Raw genomic sequence first — 18,310 nt, forward strand, 5'->3', positions numbered from 1 at the left:
CAGTACGAATCCGGTATATAATTCACCGACCGGACGGTCAACTAATTTTGTGCGCTCAGACCCGCTCGATGATCGTGGCGATGCCCTGCCCGACGCCGATGCACATCGTGCACAGCGCATAGCGGGCGCCGCGGCGCTGGAGCTCCTCGGTGGCGGTCAGCAGGAGGCGCGCGCCCGACATGCCCAGCGGATGACCGAGCGCGATCGCACCACCATTCGGGTTCACATGCTCCGCATCGTCGGGCAGGCCGAGCCGGCGCATCACGGCCAGGCCCTGGCTGGCGAAGGCTTCGTTGAGTTCAACAAGATCCATGTCGCCGATCGAAAGGCCGAGCCGTGCGAGCAGCTTTTCGGAAGCCGGGGCGGGACCGATCCCCATGATGCGCGGAGGAACGCCCGCAACCGCGCCGCCCACCACGCGGGCGCGCGGCGTGAGGCCATATTTTGCGGCGGCAGCCTCGCTCGCCACGATGATGGCGGCCGCTCCATCATTCACACCGGATGCATTGCCGGCGGTGACCGTTCCGTCGGGGCGCACGATAGGTTTCAGCCTGGCGAGCGTTTCGACGCTGGTCTCGCGCGGATGCTCGTCGCGGGTGACAAGCAGAGGATCGCCTTTCCTTTGCGGGACCGCGACGGGAACGATCTCGGCATCGAACCGGCCGGACGCCTGGGCCGACGCTGCGCGGCGCTGGCTTTCGGCCGCGAACCGGTCCTGATCCTCGCGCGTCACGTGGAAATCCTGGGCGACATTCTCCGCGGTCTCCGGCATCGAATCGATACCGAATTGAGCCTTGAGCGCCTTGTTCACGAACCGCCAGCCGATGGTGGTGTCGTAAACCGCGTTGGACCGCGAAAACGGCCCGTCGGCTTTGGGCATGACGAACGGCGCGCGGGTCATGCTCTCCACCCCACCTGCGACGATGAACTCTGCTTCGCCCGCCTTGATCGCACGAGCCGCCATTGCGACCGCGTCCATCCCCGAGCCGCACAGGCGGTTGACGGTGGTGCCCGGGGCCTGCTCGCCGAAACCTCCCAGCAGCGCCGCCATGCGGGCGACATTGCGATTATCTTCGCCTGCCTGGTTGGCGCAGCCGAGAATGACGTCGTCGAGCGCGGCCCAGTCGACCTTCGGATTGCGCTCGACAAGGGCCCGGATCGGGACTGCGGCAAGGTCGTCGGCGCGCACGCCGGCAAGGCTGCCGCCATAGCGGCCAACAGGTGTGCGAATCGCGTCGCAGATGAAAGCGTCAGGCATCGTCTTGGTTCTCCGATGGCAGGATCGCACCGCCGATGGTGCGGGAAAGGCCGTGAAAGGACGCGACGGCGCGCCCCTCGCTCGTGCGCACCGTCACCGCATAGGCGCCGCTGCGGCCGGACAGCATGACTTCGCTCGCTTCCGCGATCAGACGGTCGCCGCGTCTGGCGGGGCCGAGGAAGCTGATCGACGCGGCGTGCGCTACGGTGAAGGCATCGTGGGAGTTGCAGGCATAGGCGAAAGCCTGATCGGCCAGCGTGAAGATCGCGCCGCCATGGGCGGTTTCATAGCCGTTGAGCATGAAGGCGTTGACGGTGACGGCGATGCGGGCATATCCGGTCCGCACCTCCTCGATCTCGATCCCCCACTCGGCGCCCATCGTCTCGCGGGTCCGCAGGAGATCGGTGATCGCTCTGGCTCGCGCATCGCTCACAGGCGGTCGAGCCCGCGCGACGGGGAATAAAGAAGATCGTCCGTGCCGGCAGCGATATGGAGGAGTGTCTGCTTCAGCCTGGCAGGCCCGAAATCGCGGGCCCAGGCCAATGGCCCGCGCGGATAATTGGCACCGTGGATCATCGCCTCGTCGATGGCGTTGGCCGGCGCGATGCCATCCTCGACGGCATCCGCCGCGCCATTGACGAGCTGCGCCAGGGTCCGCAGGACGATCTGGCCCGGCCGGTCGGGAAGGAGAAGAAGCCTCTTATCGAGCGCGAAGGCGAGATCCGCGGCGGCCGCAGCCGAACGCTCGTCGCGCGCCGATGCGATCAGCACCGGCGATATGGCGTGGTCATGAACATGGTCGAGGAGGACGTCCACTTCGCGCCGCTGATCGAGCGTGCGGCCGTCTCCCTTCGCCACGATGACGCCATCAACCGAAATGCTGCCGGCAGGTATTCCTGTCGCAGGCGAGGTCGACAGCCTCCCGCTCAGCCAGAGAAAGTCCTGCGCGTCCTGGGCGACGGCGATTTGAGGCGCTGGCCGCTGGCTGGCGGTCGTTTGATCGACCTGCCCGGTTTTCTCGGCGGCTCCATAGTCATAGACCCCCCTGCCCGACTTGCGGCCTAGTCGCCCTTCGTCCAGCAGCCGCGCCTGCGCCGGCTGGGGCCGAAACCGCGCGTGCGGGGAAATCCCATCGAAGACCGAGCGGGCGGCCGCATAGTTCACATCGTGGCCGATCATATCCGCGAGCGTGAGCGGCCCCATCCGGAACCCGCCCCCGCTGCTGATCGCGTCGTCGATCAGCGCGGCTGGAATTCCTTCGTCGAGTGCCAGGAAGGCCTCGGCATAGAAGGGCCGCGCCACGCGATTGACGATGAAGCCGGGCACATCCTTCACCGCGACCGCGTGCTTGCCCCACGCGGCCATGAGGCGGGTCAGCTGCTCGACAACCACAGGGTTGGTCTCTGCCCCCGCGACCACCTCGACGAGCTTCATCGCGGGCACCGGGTTGAAAAAGTGAAGGCCAGCGAAACGCTCGGGATGGCGCAGGCTGCGCGCCATCTCGGAGATCGAGAGCGAGGAGGTGTTGCTGGCGACGATGGCGTCACGCGCGGCAAGCGCGCCGAGGTCCGCGAAGAGCCTGTGCTTGACATCGAGGTCTTCGAGCACGGCCTCGATGATCAGGCCCGCGTCCGCGGCATCGCCCAGCTCCTGCGACCAGCCAATACGTGCTACGATGGTGTCGGCATCGTCCCGATCGAGCCGCGAGCGCGCGACCAGCGCACCGATCGACTTTGCGAGGAGCTGCCGACCGCGATCGAGAGCGCTCGCGTCGCGGTCAATCACTACCACCTCATGCCCCGCCGTCGCGGCTACCTGGCCTATACCGCTTCCCATCGTGCCCGCGCCGATGACCGCAACCTTCCTGTTCATCCGAATCTCCTTGGGGACTTTCCTAACCAGCAATTTCCCGCTTGCCAATAATAGTCCGACCGGGCAGTCTATTAAAGAGGATGAATCGGAAAGGGCGTTGATGAGTTACCAGACCATCGACTTCGATCTGGCGGACGGGGTGGCGAAGCTCACCTTGAACCGGCCGGATCGGTTGAACAGCTTCACCGCACAGATGCACGAGGAGGTCGCGGCCGCGCTCGACATCGCGGCGGCTGACCAGAGCGCGCGCGTGCTCGTGCTGACCGGTGCGGGCCGCGGCTTTTGCGCCGGCCAGGATCTCGCCGATCGCGCGGTTGCGCCGGGCGAACAGGCCGTGGATCTCGGCGAATCCGTCGAACGCTTCTATGCTCCGCTGATCCGGCGGATCACCAATCTCGAAAAGCCCACCATCTGCGCGGTCAACGGCGTCGCGGCGGGCGCGGGCGCCAACATCGCGCTTGCCTGCGACATCGTCATCGCCGCGCGCAGCGCGAAATTCATCCAGTCCTTCGCCAATATCGGGCTCATTCCCGACTCCGGGGGCACCTGGGTCTTGCCGCGGCTCGTTGGGCAGGCGCGGGCGCTCGGGCTGGCGCTGACCGGAGACCCCCTGCCCGCCGAGACCGCCGAACGCTGGGGCATGATCTGGAAATGCGTCGATGACGAAGCCCTGGGCGCCGAAGTGGAGGCGCTGGCGACGCGCTTTGCGGCCGGTCCCACCAGAGGCCTCGCCGCCACCAAAAGACTTATCCGCCAGTCCTGGCTCCAGCCGATCGAAACCGAGCTCGAGCTGGAACGCGACGCGATGCGTGAACTCGGCTTTTCCGAGGATTATCGCGAAGGCGTCGCCGCCTTCATGGCGAAGCGCAAGCCGCAGTTCACGGGACGCTGAACCAGGAATTCGAGCAAGAGGATTATATGACGAACTTTCCGATCACCCTGCAGAATTACGCGCTCGATGAGTGGAAGACGGCGGCAGGAGACCTGTCCGAGGTGCGTTCCGCGATCACCGGCGAGACGGTCGCGCTTACGGGCAGCCAGGGCCTCGATTTCGAGGCGATGCTCGCACATGGCCGCGACATCGGTGGCCCTGCGCTCAGGGCGATGACATTCCACCAGCGCGCCGTCATGATCAAGGCGCTCGCGCAGGCGATCATCGAGCGAAAGGAAGAGCTTTACGAGATCTCCTACCAGACAGGCGCGACGCGCACCGACAGCTGGATCGACATCGAGGGCGGCGCGGGAACCCTGTTTACGACGTCATCCAAGGGCAGGCGCGAGCTCCCCGACGACACGATCCTGATCGATGGCGCCGTGGAGCCGATCGGGAAGCGGGGCACGTTCATCGGCCAGCACGTCTATACATCGCTCCAGGGCGTGGCCTTGCACATCAACGCCTTCAACTTCCCCGTCTGGGGTATGCTGGAGAAGCTCGGGCCGACCCTGCTCGCAGGCGTTCCGGCCATCGTGAAACCGGCCTCCTCGACGGGCTATGTCGCCGAAGCGGCCGTGCGCATCATGCTGGACGCCGGGGTTCTGCCGCGCGGCGCGCTGCAGCTCATCATGGGCTCCACCGGCGATCTGTTCGAACATCTCACCTGCCAGGACGTCGTCTCCTTCACCGGCTCGGCCCAGACCGCGATGAAGCTCCAGTCGCATCCCACGATCGCTCAAGAGTCGGTCCGCTTCATCGCCGAACGGGATTCACTCAACGCGTCGATCCTCGGTCCCGACGCGACCGCGGATAGCCCCGAGTTCGACCTCTTCATCAAGGAAGTCGTGCGTGAGATGACCGTAAAGGCCGGTCAGAAATGCACCGCGATCCGGCGCGCCTTCGTGCCGGCCGCCCTGCTCGACGATGCCGAGGCGGCGCTCAAGGCCCGACTCGCCAAGGTCGTCGTCGGCGATCCGCGGATCGAGGGGGTAACGATGGGAGCGCTCGCCAGCGCCTCGCAATTGGACGATGTGCGCGAGAAGGCACGCGAACTTGCAACAGAGGCGCGTCTCGCCTTCGGCGCCATCGACAGCGTCGAGGTCACCGGCGATGCGGGCGGGAGCGGCGCCTTCATCTCACCCCTGCTCTTCCGGGCCGACGATCCCTGGAGTGCCGACCTCATCCACGATGTCGAGGCGTTCGGTCCTGTCTCCACGCTGATGCCTTACAAGGATCTCGACGACGCTGTCGCGCTCGCCAATCGCGGCAAGGGTAGCCTGGTGCTGTCGGTCTTCACCTATGATCCCGGGATCGCGCGTGCATTCACGCTGGGTGCGGGCGCCTATCACGGCCGCGTCATCTTCATCGATCGCGACTGCGCCAGGGAATCGACCGGTCACGGCTCGCCGCTGCCGATGCTGATCCACGGCGGACCCGGCCGTGCCGGCGGCGGCGAGGAGATGGGCGGCGTTCGTGGCGTGAAGCACTATATGCAACGCACCGCCTTGCAGGGCAGCCCGCGAACGATCTCGGCCATCGTCGGTCAGTGGCTGCCCGGCGCGCCCAAGCCCAGCGAGGGCGAGCATCCCTTCCGCGTGCGGTTCGACGAACTGGCGATCGGCAAGACCTTCGACACCGCGTCGCGCACGATCACGCTCGAGGATATCGAGCATTTCGCGACGTTCACGGGCGACACCTTCTACGCCCATATGGATGAAGAGGCGGCCACGGCGAACCCGTTCTTCCCGGGCCGTGTGGCGCATGGCTATCTCCTCCTGTCTTTCGCCGCGGGCCTCTTCGTCGATCCGGCGCCCGGGCCCGTGCTGGCCAATACCGGGCTGGACTCGCTTCGCTTCGTGAAGCCCGTCTCCCCGGGAGAGGCGATCAAGGTCTCGCTGACGGTGAAAGCGAAGACCCGGCGCAACGACGACTATGGCGAGGTCCGCTGGGCCGTGACCGTCACCGATACGGCGGACGATATAGTCGCCGCCTACGAGTTGCTCACGATGAATGCCTTCTGATCTATAAAAGAGGGATGGGAGAGAAAGATGGATTACGGACCCAGGACGCGAGCAGAACTGGAGGCGCTCCAGCTCGAGCGACTGCAATGGTCGGTGGCGCATGCCTATCGCAACGTCGCAAGTTTCCGGGCAAAGTGCGAGCAGAGGGGCGTGAGCCCGGCCGATATCCGGTCGCTCGCCGACATTGCGCTTTTGCCGTTCACGACCAAGGCGGACTTGCGGGCGGCCTACCCGTTCGGAATGTTCGCGGTGCCCCAGGAGCAGGTCTCGCGCGTGCATGCCTCGTCCGGAACGACCGGTCGCCCCACCGTCGTCGGATATACCGCCAACGATATCAAGACCTGGTCTAGCCTGATCGCGCGCTGCATCCATGCCGCGGGCGGACGGCCTGGCATGAAGGCGCATATCGCCTATGGCTACGGCCTCTTCACAGGCGGTCTGGGCGCCCACTATGGAGCCGAAGCGCTCGGATGCACCGTCATTCCGATGTCCGGGGGCCAGACCGAAAAACAGGTCCAGCTCATCGAGGACTTCAAGCCCGAGATCATCATGGTCACGCCGAGCTATATGCTCTGTATCCTCGACGAATATCGCAAGCAGGGCCTCGATCCGCGCGCGACGTCGCTGCGCTATGGGATTTTCGGCGCGGAGCCCTGGACCGAAGCAATGCGGCGCGAGATCGAGGAGGCGTTCGACATCCGGGCAAGCGACATCTACGGCCTTTCCGAAGTCATGGGACCGGGCGTTGCCCAGGAGATCGCGGGAACGTCCGGCCCGACCATCTGGGAAGATCATTTCCTCCCCGAGATCGTGGATCCCGAGACCGGAGAAGTGCTTCCAGACGGCGAGGAAGGCGAGCTCGTCTTCACGTCGCTCACGAAGGAGGCACTGCCGATCATCCGCTACCGCACCCGCGATCTTACCCGCTTGTTGCCGGGCGAGGGGCTTCCCTATCGGCGTATCGCCAAGATCGTCGGCCGAAGCGACGACATGCTGATCATTCGTGGCGTGAACGTCTTCCCCACGCAAATCGAAGAACAGGTTCTCAAATGCCCGGGTCTGGCGCCCCATTTCCTCATCGAAATCAGCCGGCCTTCGCGAATGGACGAGGTGCTGATCGAAGTCGAGCCGCGCGGCGACCTCGACCATGAAGCGAGCGCCGCCCAATGCCGGCTGCTTGCATCCTACGTGAAGGATGTCATCGGCGTCACGGCGCGTATCAACCTGAGGCGGATCGGAGATATTCCGCGATCCACCGGCAAGGCGTCGCATGTTCGCGATCTGAGGCTCCAGGCGCTGAGCGCGTGAATTCCCTCGCCTCTGACCGATGAAGGACGAAGCACCGATAGCTGCCGCGACCCTGATCGTCATGCGTGACGGGCCGACCGCTCCCGAGCTGCTAATGGTCGAACGTGCCGCAGGATTGCGTTTCGCAGGCGGCGCGGTCGCCTTTCCCGGCGGGCGGATCGAGCCGGTAGATTACGCCTCTGCCAATCACTCGCTCGACGCCGCGAAGGTCGCCGCGATCCGCGAGACGGCGGAAGAAACGGGCATCCTGATAGCGGCCGAGCCCAGGCCGTGCGAACAGGCCATGTTCGAGATCGGCGTGGAGCTTCGCGCCGGTCGTTCCCTATCTGCCATTCTGGCGGAGCGGAACGTCAGGCTCGCGATCGCAACCCTCGTCCCGTTTGCGCGCTGGTGCCCGGTGGGTCTCGAGAAACGTCCCTTCGACACGCATTTTTTTCTCGCCCGCGCGCCGGAGGCTCTACCGCTCCCGATCGCTGACGGCTCGGAGATTTCGCGTGTCTTCTGGACGAGTGCGAAGGCTTTGCTCGACGGCGCGGATCAGGGGACGACGAAGCTTATGTTCCCGACCCGCCGCAATGTCGAGCGACTGGCACATTTCGGAAACATCGCTGAGGCCTGCGAAGATGCCGCCCAGCGTCCGATCGGCATGGTGAGCCCCTGGATCGAAGATCGTGGAGGCATTCCGCATCTCTGCATTCCGGAAAATCTTGGGTATCCGGTGACGGCTGAACCTCTCGACAAGGCGATACTCGGCTAACCAGGCCACAGGCATCGACCGTCGCCGCCGCGCAGCGACAGCCGATGCAGGCCTGCGATCCATTAATAGGCGATGCAGACCGATTTCACCTCGGTGTAGGGATCGAGCGACCGGACGCCGAAGTCCCTACCGATGCCGGATTCCTTGAATCCGCCAAACGGCATGTTCGGATCGATCAGATTATGGCAGTTCACCCACACCGTTCCGGCCTTGATCCGAGACGTGAGCTCCATCGTCTTCTTCAGATCGTTGGTCCAGAGCGAGGCGGCCAGGCCCATGTCGCTGTCGTTGGCGAGCCTGATCGCTTCGTCCTCGCTGTCGAAGGGCGTCACGGTCACCAGCGGGCCGAACACTTCCTGGCGCGAGATGGCAAGATCCGCCCCCGCATCCACCACGATGGTCGGCCGCACATAATAGCCTGGCAGATCGGGCCGGTCGCCGCCCGCCACGATCCTGGCGCCATCTTCCCGAGCCTTGCTGACATGATCCAGGATCTTCTGGCGATGACCCGCCGAAACGACCGGGTTGATCTGGGCTGCGGGATCGAGTCCCGGCCCGATCGCCATGCCGTCGACCGCGGTCGCAAGCGCTTTCACGAAGGGCTCGTATATGTCGCGTGCCACATAAAGTCGCGACGAGGCCGCGCAAACCTGGCCATTGTTGAAAAAGCCGCCGAGGATAGCGCCCTGCACCGCTTTCTCGATCGGCGCGTCGGCGAGGAAGATCGCCGGATTCTTTCCACCGAGCTCGAGCGAGGTCCGCAGCATCCGCTCGGCTGCGCTTCGTGCGATCGCCTTTCCGGTCGCGGTCGATCCGGTGAAACTGATCTTCGACACGAGAGGATGATCGACCAGGGCCTTTCCGGCGCGGCCGTCGCCGGTCACGAGATTGAGGACGCCATCGGGCAGGCCTGCTTCCCGGCCGAGTTCGACAAGGCGGATACTTGTCAGGGGTGTGAGCTCGGATGGCTTGAGGACGACCGTGCAGCCCGCTGCGAGTGCCGGCATGATCTTCCAGAGCCCGATCATCATCGGAAAGTTCCACGGCGAGATCGCGCCGACCACGCCGATGGGCTCGCGCCGCGTCGAGGCATTGTACCGGCCGCCCGGAATCGCACCAATCGAGACATCGAAAGTTTCGCCGGTCACCTTGGTCGCCAGGCCCGCGATATAGCGCATATAGGACGGAGCACCGCCAATATCGACGTAGCGGGAGATGTTGATGGACTTGCCCTGGTTGAGGGTTTCCAGCTGGGCCAGCGCCTCGGCATTCTGTTCGACCAGATCCGCAAATTTCAACAGCAGCCGCTCGCGCTCCGCCGGGGCAAGCGCTGACCAGGCGCCGCTCTCGAAGGCCGCATGGGCGCTGCGCACCGCGTCGTCGACATCCTGAGCGTTGGCGTTGACGACAGACGCGATCCGCTCGCCTGTCGCCGGGTTATAGACGTCGATCCGGTCGCTACTGCGCGCTTCGCGCCAGGACCCGTCGATGAACAGGCCATGCTCGGTGCCCAGGAAGGCGGTGACGTCGTTGAGGGGGGTCACGATATTGGAAGCAGTTGCCATATCTCTCTCCTGTATATCTTGCCGGTGATACCGGTCAGAGCGCGAGGGTTTCTCCCGTCATCACGGTCACAAGCTTGCCCGCGAAGTCCATGGCGTCCTTCCCGCACGCTGCGTTTTCCGGACTCTTGAGCGCCGCCGCCAATGCGGCGTCATCCGCAAAGCTCATTTCCGCCAAGAGGAAGACACCCTCTTCTCCGACCAGCGTCCTGCTGATCCGGGTAATGGCAACGTCGACGAGGCCGGGCAACGCGCGCACCAGCGGCATATGCACCTCGCGATAATGCCGCAGGAACTCCTCGGCGTCCTCCGGGGCCCGATAAAGGGCAAGCATCTTCTTCATGGCGTCTCTCCCGTCTTTTTGCATGCTGACGACATTAATAGCATGAACGGTCAGACGGCTAATCACAAGCGTTATGGCATCGTCACGGCAAAATCAATTGATGTCAGATCGGGATCGGCTCGTCCGGACGCACGAAATGTGGCTGCGGCCTCGCAAGCGCAGGGTCGATGCGGGCGAGCAGGTCACGGCTCTGCATCATCCGCGCCGCCGCGAAATCGATGAAGGCCCTCGCCCGCCGCGAAGGGTAGCGCGATTGGGGGTAGACGATGCTGACTGCGATCGACGGTAGGAAATAGTCCCGCAACAGAATCTGGAGCGCCCCGCGCTCGAAACCCTCGACCGCCAGCCATGCCGGCACGATCGCGACGCAATGGCCACCCATCGCGGCTTCAAAGGCTGTGTCGTCGCTGTTGGTGATGAAGCGTCCACTGACCTTGATGGCCTGCTGGCCGTTCTCCGAATCGAATGCGAGGACGCCGTCTGCCATCCACGGCGCGCACGCCACTTCATGGTCTTCAAGATCGATAGCGGTCTCTGGGATACCGTTGCGGGAGAGATACTCGGGCGAGGCCACGACAAGCCATTCGAAGCGCCTGACTGTCCGCACGATAAGCGGACCTTCCGAGGGCGCGTCCGTCACCACCGCGAGTTCGAAACCGCCGGCGGCCAGGTCCGGCTCCTGCTCTGCCACGATAAGATCGACCGAGACCAGCGGATTGAGCTCGAGGAATGTGTGGACCAGCGGCCGCACGAGACACCGCCCCAGCGTGTGCGGCACCGCGATCTTCAAAAGTCCGCTCGCTTCCGGCTGCTGCCCGTGCACGACGGCATGGGCCATTTCGGCCGCATCGAGCATGCGGTGGACATGTTCATGGATCCGCTCGGCCTCAGCCGTCGGCCGAATCTGGCGAGTCGTTCGATGGAAGAGCTGGATACCGAACTCCTTTTCGAGCGCTGCGATATGCTTGCTGACAGTCGACTGAGCGATGCCAAGCTGCCGCCCGACCGCGGAAAAGGAGCCGAGCTCCATCATTTTCGAAAAAGCGGCGTAGGCTTCGAGGCGGTCTGTCATACCTATTCCATATGGAATATATACTAGCACGAACAGGCGATTTACGCCTGAACGCTCGGTCGGTAAATAGGATGAAACAAAATAAGCAATTCCCGACCATCCGCGAAAGGAAGAGGATATGACGAAATCGATCGGCATCGTCGGCGCCGGCACCGCAGGCCTTCATCTTGGCCTCCACCTTATCGAGAACGGCGTCGAGGCGACGATCTACACCGATCGGCGGCCCGAGGAATATGCGTCGATGCGCCTCCTCAACACCGTGGCTCACCACCATGTCACCGTGTCCCGCGAGGACCGGCTTGGCGTGAACCATTGGCCCGATGCCGGCTATGCAGGGCATTATTATTATATCGGCGGCCCGCAGCCGCTCGAATTCTACGGGAAGCTCGAAAAGCCGAGCCGGGCCGTCGATTATCGCATCTATCAGCCCGCTTTGATGGAGGATTTCGCAGCGCGCGGCGGGACCATCGTCTATGAGCCGATCGCCCACGAGGATCTGCCGGAGATCTCCGAAAAGCACGATCTGATCGTCATATGCACCGGCAAGGGCCCGTTCGGCCAGATGTTCGCCCACGAGCCCGCCTATTCGCCATTCGATCGGCCGCAGCGCGCGCTGTGCGTCGGACTCTTCAAGGGCATCCGCGAGACGGAAACGCGCGCCGTGACGATGTTCTTCTCTCCCGGACAGGGCGAGATGATCGAGATTCCCACTCTCTCGTTCAACGGCATGGTCAGCGCGCTCGTCATGGAGAACCATATCGGCGGCGATCTCGAGATCCTCGCCAAGACCAAATATGACGACGATCCCAAGGCCTTCATCGCGCTTCTTCTCGAAAAGCTGAAGAAGCACTATCCGACCTGCTACGAGCGCATCGACCTCGACACCTTCGATCTTGCCAATGGGCCGCTCGACATCCTCCAGGGCGGTGTCACGCCAACCGTGCGCGCGAGCTACACCAGGCTGTCGAACGGCAAGCTCGCGGTCGCGCTCGGCGACGTGCAGGCCGTGGTCGATCCGGTCCTGGGCCAGGGCGCGAACATGGCATCCTATGCCGGCGTGATACTCGGCGAGGAGATCGTGGCCAATGAGGTGTTCGACGAGCGCTTCATGGAGAAGGTCGACGCACGTCGCGGTGACCGGGTGCTCAGCGCCACCCGCTGGACCAACTATATCCTCCGTGGCTTCAACACGCTTGCGCCTGAGCTTCTGCAGTTCATCGGCGCGATTAGCCAGAACCCGCCGCTCGCCGACGAGTTCACCGAGAACTTCAACTTCCCGGAGAAGCAGTGGGACTGTTTCTCGAGCCCCGAGCGCGTCCAGCGCTGGATCGAGCAGCGCCTCTCGGTGCCGGCGAACGACGAAGAAGTCACAGTTGCAGCTGAATGAGGAAGGTCGGCCGGCCGCTGGGGTGCGGGCCGGCCTTCACCTTCCGGGGAGACACCCGATGTCCGTAACCGATGACATATTTCGCAGAGCTCTGTCCTGCCTCGCGGCCGGCGTGAGCATCGTATCCACCCAGCGTGATGGGGACCGGCGGGGAGTGACCGCAACTGCCGTCTGCTCGGTCTCGGCGTCGCCGCCTACCATCCTCGCCTGTGTGAACACCGCGACCGGAACGTGTCAGATGATCAGGGAAACCGGCCTGTTCGCGGTCAATCTGCTGGCTCAGCATCATCAGCCGGTAGCGGAAGTGTTCGCGGGCCGGAGCGGCCTGCAGGGTGACGACCGGTTCGAGCATGGTGATTGGACGGCGGGCGATGTCCACGGGCTGCCGATCCTCCAGACGGCACTTGCAGCGATCGAATGCCGAGTCGACCATCAGGTGCAGGCCGGCACCCATGTCGTATTCTTCGGCGTCATACAGGGCGTTTATTTTGCGGACCATCCGCCGTTGCTGTTTCACGGCGGACGCTTCCACGCGCTTCCGGTCGCTGCCGCCGCCTGAGGTGAAGAACACCCGGGAAAACAATGAGGAGAGGATAATATGGCAACTTTGGCGTCCCGCTCGCAAGCATCGGCTTCCCCGACGGAAAAGGACGATGCATTCCATCGCGTTGCATTGCGCAATGTCATGCTTGGCAACGGCGTGCTCATGATCTTCATGGCCCTGGTCGGAGGCCTCGGCCTGTGGATGTATCTGCTGGGCGGGATCTTCCCGCTCCCCGGCATCGACTGGAAATTCCAGCTCCCCGGCTCGGCCGAAGGCTGGGCGCGCGCGCACACCGGACCCGTCATGAACGGGTTGATGGTGATCGCGGTCGCATTCATCCTGCCGCTCCTCTCCTTTACGCCGAAGCAGGCGCGCCTCTGGGGCTGGATCGTCGTTCTCGACGGCTGGTCGAACACCGGTTTCTATTTTTTCGGAAACTGGGCGCCGAACCGCGGCCTGTCATTTGGCCCCAACAAATGGGGCGATGCCAATATCTTCAGTTTCCTCGCGCTTGCCCCTGCTTATCTGTTCGGCGTCCTCGTGATGATCGCGCTGTTCATGATCGGGCTGCGCGCGATCCAGGATGCCCGGCGCTGAGTTGCCGGAACACTTATCCGAAGACGATTCAGTAGAGCGCAGCACATTGCGCCATGGGAGGATGATTTATGAAGGCAAGGATCATGGCCGCGATCTGCGCGGTTTGCATTACGGCACCTGCGCTGGCCGACACGCCCGAGCCCGGTGCCGACGCGACGCCCCGAGCGGCCGACGCCCCCGCACCCCCGCCCGTTGCGGAAGAGGCACCGTTCAAGCACTGGTTCATCCGCGCCGGGCCGGCCGAAGTGATTTACGATGAGGGCGCCAAGATTTCTGTCGGGGGCCAGCAGGTCCCCGGAGCAAGCGTACGCGTCAAGAACAATTTCACCGGCGAGATCGAGGGCGGTTATTATTTCAACCCGAACGTTTCGGTATCCCTGACGGTCGGCGCACCGCCGACCGCCACGCTGTATGGCACCGGCCCCTTAGCCGGGCTCAAGCTGGGCAAGGTGACCTACGGTCCGGCCGTCGCCGCCGTTCAGTATCACATCACCAACTTTGGCAAGCATTTCCAGCCTTATCTGGGCTCCGGCATCAACTATACGATCGTGCTCAAGAACCACGATGCGGCGGTTCAGAACCTGAAGGTCAAGAGCCCGGTAGGGGTTGTTCTCCAGGGTGGCATCGAGAGCTGGCTGAGCAACCGCTTGAGCCTTTTTGTCGATGCAAAGCAGATTTTCCTCAACACGACCGCTCGCGGTACGGTGGCGGGCGCGCCGGCGAGGGCCAACATCCGCATCAATCCGCTGATCGTGACAGGCGGTTTGAGCTTCCACTTCTGACAAGCGGGTTCGGCGCGGCGCAGTCAAAAGGATGGATAGGACATCATGGTAGTCATTTCCTGTCCGAAATGTGGTCTACGGGGCTGCATAGCCTCTCCCCCCGAGTCTGCTGCGCCGAACGACAACGAAAATATGCGCGAGTTTCTCCCGCCCGAGGGATTTCGCAAGGTCCAGCTTGGATGGAGGGTCGGCACCTTGCGGCTATATTGCATGACCTGCGGGCTGCCGGCGGAAGCCTTGAATTCAAATCTCGGATGAGGTGACCTCAGGGGCCTCTACGCTAGGCTCAGGATCTATCAAATCATTCGCGGAGATGAGGATCGGTTGATTCGATGACGGAGTTGGCAGGCCTTGCCATGAGCGATTTGATTCGGTTGTCGGAGGCGCAGATGTGCCGGATCAAGCCATATTTGCCGCTGTCGCATGGCGTGCCACGGGTAGACGACCGGCGGATCATCAGCGGCATGATCTTCGTCATCAGGAACGGCTTGCGATGGCGCGACGCGCCCGACGACTACGGTCCGTCGAAGACGATCTACAACCGCTTCGTCCGGTGGAGCCTGCTTGGCGTGCTCAACAAGATCTTCTCCGCCCTGTCGGCGCGGGGCGGCAAGCCCGACCAGCTGATGATCGATGCGACGCACCTGAAGGCGCATCGGACCGCCGCCAGCCTGCTCAAAAAGTGGCTGTTCGCAGACGTATCGAACGCACAAAAGGCGGCCTGAATTCCAAACGCCATGCCGTATGGGACGGCAACGGCAGGCCGCTGATCATGCCGATCAGCGAGGGGCAGGTGAGCGACTACAAGGGCGCCGCCCTCATGCTCGACGCCTTGCCCGCGCCAAAACGCTGCTCGGTAACCGAGGCTACGATCCCGACTGGTTCCGCACAGCGTCGCTGGGCGCGGCTGAGTAGTCCCGGGGCGCTGCCCCGGCGCCCATCGGACCTGATTCCGCCCAGCTTCCTCCACGCGCGAGCGCGTTCCGTGCAGCCGGTTCCCGGCGAAGCCACCGCTCCGGCTGCCCGTCTCGCATCTCAACCGTCATATGTCGACCACCACGGCGCTTCCTCAAGGAGCGCCGGGTCGGCTCCGAGACCAATCCACGCACCAGAAGAGCAAAATGAAGCAAGAAGCTCCATTTTTTGTCTCTCTATACGCTTATCGATTGGTTCGGCACTTCATTGCCCCACCCATTGCGCGGCCAGCCGGATCACCTCATTCTTTGTCGACCCAAGCGTCACCACATGAGTCGTCCAGTCAAAGAAGTCTTCAGGATAAAAACCAATGGGGCATCCTATGTCCGACAATAAGTATCTGACTGTCGAGGAAGTGGTCGAACGCTATCGCGGGGCTGTCACTGTCAGCACGTTGGAGAGTTGGCGGGGAATGCGGATTGGCCCCGCGTTCATCAAGGTAGGGAAAGCTGTCCTGTACCCTGTCGAGGAATTGGACGTCTGGGACAAGAAGAACATGGTTGTCTGCAAGCCTTCCAAGGTGATCGGCCGGGCTCGCGTCACAGAGGTCTAATAGCTCTTGCTCCCTACCGTTGACGAGCCGCGCACGCGTCCCCAACAATAAAGGCCCCCACATCGAGCCCGATCGACAAGCCTGCCGGCGTGGCAAGCACTCCAAAACGAGGAACGCCGCGGACCAAGCAACTGTTGTCAGTCCCTCTGCGGCGTCAAGGTAACTGCTCACGGGGTTGGCTCGGGATCGAGGCGGATCAGGCGATAGCGAAATTGCCGTCGACGGGATTGCGGATGGCGCGGAGCGCGGATTGTCCGGAGAGACGGGCCGTTCCGGTCACAGAGCGATAGCCCGCATGAATCTGTGCATCCCATCCCGAGCGGAAGCCGTTGGTGACCTTTCGAACACCACCGATGGGCAGATCTCTCTCTCGGAGATGTTGTTGGTTGCTGGGACCTCGCGGTTGGAGAGGAAGACGAAGAACTTCCCTCGCCACGCTTTGATTTGTCTGAGGAGCGCCTGTCCGGCCGGATGGACGATCGGCATGCGCATCAACCGGGTAAGCACATTGTCGGCCTTGGCGGCATAGGTGGCCAGCATTGTGTCTTTCAGGCTGCTCCGTCGCTTGCCAATGCGGATGGCCCAACGCAGGTGATCGCGGACTTTCAGGGCAAAGGCCCCGTTGCCGCAGTCGATGGCGTATTAAACATCGCGCAACACGTGGGCGAGGCGCACCGGGTGCGCTTTGCCCAGTTCCTGTTGACCGGCATAGCGATCAGAGATCTACACATCGGGCTGATGGCCGCCGAGCACCTACTCAGCGACGCTGCGTGCCGGCGTGGGGCGACTTGTGCGGGACGGCTTTGTCGGAGAGGAACACCCGCTGCCAATGGATGACGCCGTTGATGCGGATCGTCGTCTCGTCCGATGCGATCACCCGCATGGTCAGCAACTTGTCGATCGCTTTGGTACACTGCCGCCCATGCGGCGCAAGACATTGGCGATTGCCCCTTCGGAGATGACCAGACCGAACAACTCGTCGGCAAACCGGGCCAAGCGTTCAAAGCCTACATGGTGGCTGTGATGCAGATATGCGAGCAGCGAGCCGATCCCGGGGCCGAACAGCGTGCCCGGCGCCATCTCGGCAGGCGCCTCGGCGCGATATTCGCGGCAGCGGCCACCGAACAACTCGATGCGTGTGACGATCGGCCAGATCGCAGGCAAATCGATGTGATCATAGCGATGACGGCAGCGCTGGACCTGACCCGAAACATCGCTGTCGCAATGCCCGCAGGCCGTCGCCATGACCCGCTCGGTCTTATCCGGTGTCTCGGACAGAGGCCGGTGCCTGCCAACTCGCGAGGGGCGCTTGCCGTCCTTCGCCTTGCGGCCCTTACTGCCACCCTTGCCGAAATCGTCCTTCGAGAGCGGGACGCGTGAGTTCTTCCACGTCTTGCGCGGCTTACCGACCGGCGCCTCCAGTTCCGAAATCCGAGCCGCCATCCGCTCGATCATCTCGTGCTGTGTAGGCAGCAGTGCGTTCCTCTCCGCCTCGGTCAGAACATGAAGCGGCGGCGGCGACATGCTCAGGCTGAATCAAATCCTGATTCCGGGCGCAACACCTTTTCTGGCAACCCCGTGAGCAGTTACGCGTTAAGGTCGGAGGCCCTTGTCTTTTCCTCAAGGACTTGCTTACAAAAATCCGGATACGGCACCGTATTTGCCTCACGCGTTGACGAAAGTTCGCGGACAGTGTTGATTGCCACTGAGATTTGACCCGGGATTTTCATCGAGAAGTGACCCGGGTGGTGGTTATGTCCCGCGGTGCGGGTTTGAGGTCAAGCGGGTGATTTTTCCTTTCTGGTTTTGGGTGCCGCCGAGCTGGCCCTGAACCGGAAGCTGTCATTGCCGGTCTCGAGGATGTGGCAGTGGTGAGTGAGGCGATCGAGCAGCGCGGTTGTCATCTTGGCATCGCCGAACACGCCTGCCCATTCGCTGAAGCTGAGGTTGGTGGTGATGACGACGCTGGTGCGCTCGTAAAGCTTGCTGAGCAGGTGGAAGAGAAGCGCGCCGCCTGACGGGCTGAACGGCAGGTATCCCAACTCATCCAGGATGACGAGGTCGAGACGCAGAAGGCGCTCGGCAAGCTGACCTGCCTTGTTCAGGGCCTTTTCCTGCTCCAGCGCATTGACCAGATCGACGGTGGCGAAGAAGCGGACCTTCTTGCGATGATGCTCGACGGCCTGCACACCAAGCGCGGTGGCAATGTGCGTCTTGCCGGTTCCGGGCCCACCGATGAGCACCACGTTGTCGGCGCCATCGATGAACTCGCCGCGGTAGAGCTGGCGAACCATGGCTTCATTGACCTCGCTGGAAGCGAAGTCGAACCCGGCCAGGTCCTTGTA

The 18,310-nt window shown here is 63.2% G+C and carries 16 protein-coding genes and 2 pseudogenes; 10 read left to right on the forward strand and 8 right to left on the reverse strand.

What is annotated here, in order from left to right; translation table 11 throughout:
* Positions 1 to 55: 55 nt before the first annotated feature.
* From pcaF to BHQ40_RS13700, 3 genes are read right to left on the reverse strand one after another with little or no spacing between them, the layout of a single operon-like run.
* Complete coding sequence (gene pcaF, locus BHQ40_RS13690; RefSeq protein ID WP_070156428.1) at positions 56 to 1,258, reverse strand: 3-oxoadipyl-CoA thiolase; 1,203 nt, start codon at positions 1,256 to 1,258, stop codon at positions 56 to 58.
* Positions 1,251 to 1,691 carry a hydroxyphenylacetyl-CoA thioesterase PaaI gene (gene paaI, locus BHQ40_RS13695; protein WP_070156429.1) on the reverse strand — a complete coding sequence of 147 codons (441 nt, stop codon included), beginning with the start codon at positions 1,689 to 1,691 and terminating at the stop codon, positions 1,251 to 1,253. Before paaI ends, pcaF begins: the two co-directional genes overlap by 8 nt.
* Complete coding sequence (locus tag BHQ40_RS13700; RefSeq protein ID WP_070156430.1) at positions 1,688 to 3,130, reverse strand: 3-hydroxyacyl-CoA dehydrogenase NAD-binding domain-containing protein; 1,443 nt, start codon at positions 3,128 to 3,130, stop codon at positions 1,688 to 1,690. Before BHQ40_RS13700 ends, paaI begins: the two co-directional genes overlap by 4 nt.
* 100 nt (positions 3,131 to 3,230) lie before the next feature.
* Here BHQ40_RS13700 and paaG point away from each other — a divergent pair, with 100 nt between their 5' ends.
* From paaG to BHQ40_RS13720, 4 genes are read left to right on the forward strand one after another with little or no spacing between them, the layout of a single operon-like run.
* Positions 3,231 to 4,022 carry a 2-(1,2-epoxy-1,2-dihydrophenyl)acetyl-CoA isomerase PaaG gene (paaG, locus tag BHQ40_RS13705; protein WP_070156431.1) on the forward strand — a complete coding sequence of 264 codons (792 nt, stop codon included), beginning with the start codon at positions 3,231 to 3,233 and terminating at the stop codon, positions 4,020 to 4,022.
* A 26-nt stretch (positions 4,023 to 4,048) separates the two neighbouring features.
* Positions 4,049 to 6,085 carry a phenylacetic acid degradation bifunctional protein PaaZ gene (gene paaZ, locus BHQ40_RS13710; protein ID WP_070156432.1) on the forward strand — a complete coding sequence of 679 codons (2,037 nt, stop codon included), beginning with the start codon at positions 4,049 to 4,051 and terminating at the stop codon, positions 6,083 to 6,085.
* Positions 6,086 to 6,112: 27 nt separating this feature from the next.
* Positions 6,113 to 7,393: an AMP-binding protein gene (locus tag BHQ40_RS13715; RefSeq protein ID WP_070156433.1), complete on the forward strand. Its 1,281-nt coding sequence runs from the start codon at positions 6,113 to 6,115 to the stop codon at positions 7,391 to 7,393.
* A 19-nt stretch (positions 7,394 to 7,412) separates the two neighbouring features.
* Positions 7,413 to 8,150: an NUDIX hydrolase gene (locus BHQ40_RS13720; protein ID WP_070156434.1), complete on the forward strand. Its 738-nt coding sequence runs from the start codon at positions 7,413 to 7,415 to the stop codon at positions 8,148 to 8,150.
* Positions 8,151 to 8,212: 62 nt separating this feature from the next.
* On the opposite strand, the gene BHQ40_RS13725 is transcribed toward BHQ40_RS13720, so the two are convergent.
* The 3 genes from BHQ40_RS13725 to BHQ40_RS13735 form a co-directional block, all read right to left on the reverse strand.
* Positions 8,213 to 9,715 carry an aldehyde dehydrogenase family protein gene (locus BHQ40_RS13725; protein ID WP_070156435.1) on the reverse strand — a complete coding sequence of 501 codons (1,503 nt, stop codon included), beginning with the start codon at positions 9,713 to 9,715 and terminating at the stop codon, positions 8,213 to 8,215.
* A 34-nt stretch (positions 9,716 to 9,749) separates the two neighbouring features.
* A complete protein-coding gene (locus tag BHQ40_RS13730) occupies positions 9,750 to 10,055 on the reverse strand; it encodes an EthD family reductase (protein WP_070156436.1) in 306 nt (101 codons plus the stop codon).
* 103 nt (positions 10,056 to 10,158) lie between these two features.
* Positions 10,159 to 11,265: a LysR family transcriptional regulator gene (locus BHQ40_RS13735; RefSeq protein WP_083276924.1), complete on the reverse strand. Its 1,107-nt coding sequence runs from the start codon at positions 11,263 to 11,265 to the stop codon at positions 10,159 to 10,161.
* On the opposite strand from BHQ40_RS13735, the gene styA reads away from it, so the two are divergent.
* The 6 genes and pseudogenes from styA to BHQ40_RS13765 all read left to right on the forward strand — a co-directional run bounded on the left by styA (position 11,246) and on the right by BHQ40_RS13765 (position 15,965).
* Positions 11,246 to 12,514 carry a styrene monooxygenase subunit StyA gene (styA, locus tag BHQ40_RS13740; protein ID WP_070156438.1) on the forward strand — a complete coding sequence of 423 codons (1,269 nt, stop codon included), beginning with the start codon at positions 11,246 to 11,248 and terminating at the stop codon, positions 12,512 to 12,514. The two genes, BHQ40_RS13735 and styA, sit on opposite strands and share 20 nt — an antisense overlap.
* A gap of 58 nt (positions 12,515 to 12,572) precedes the next feature.
* Entirely contained in the window at positions 12,573 to 13,073 is a 501-nt protein-coding gene (locus tag BHQ40_RS13745) for a flavin reductase family protein (RefSeq protein ID WP_070156439.1), read from the forward strand.
* Positions 13,074 to 13,112: 39 nt separating this feature from the next.
* Positions 13,113 to 13,655 (forward strand): styrene-oxide isomerase StyC, encoded by a 543-nt coding sequence (gene styC / locus BHQ40_RS13750; protein WP_253183357.1) that lies wholly within the window; start codon positions 13,113 to 13,115, stop codon positions 13,653 to 13,655.
* 83 nt (positions 13,656 to 13,738) lie between these two features.
* The gene (locus BHQ40_RS13755) at positions 13,739 to 14,437 is read left to right on the forward strand and encodes an OmpW/AlkL family protein (protein WP_171905852.1); all 699 of its coding nucleotides are present in this window, start codon (positions 13,739 to 13,741) and stop codon (positions 14,435 to 14,437) included.
* A gap of 356 nt (positions 14,438 to 14,793) precedes the next feature.
* Positions 14,794 to 15,325: pseudogene (locus BHQ40_RS13760) on the forward strand (IS5 family transposase); the annotation flags it as partial.
* A 409-nt stretch (positions 15,326 to 15,734) separates the two neighbouring features.
* Positions 15,735 to 15,965, forward strand: a complete 231-nt coding sequence (locus BHQ40_RS13765) for a MerR family transcriptional regulator (protein ID WP_070156447.1) — start codon at positions 15,735 to 15,737, stop codon at positions 15,963 to 15,965.
* 196 nt (positions 15,966 to 16,161) lie between these two features.
* Here the strand turns inward: BHQ40_RS13765 and BHQ40_RS13770 are convergent.
* A pseudogene (locus BHQ40_RS13770) lies at positions 16,162 to 17,489 on the reverse strand (IS66 family transposase).
* A gap of 254 nt (positions 17,490 to 17,743) precedes the next feature.
* On the reverse strand, positions 17,744 to 18,310 hold a 567-nt coding region (istB, locus tag BHQ40_RS13775), incomplete at its 5' end, for an IS21-like element helper ATPase IstB (RefSeq protein WP_070156440.1).

Origin of the sequence: Sphingobium phenoxybenzoativorans (assembly GCF_001757355.1) — a bacterium.
Classification (GTDB): Bacteria; Pseudomonadota; Alphaproteobacteria; order Sphingomonadales; family Sphingomonadaceae; genus Sphingobium; species Sphingobium phenoxybenzoativorans.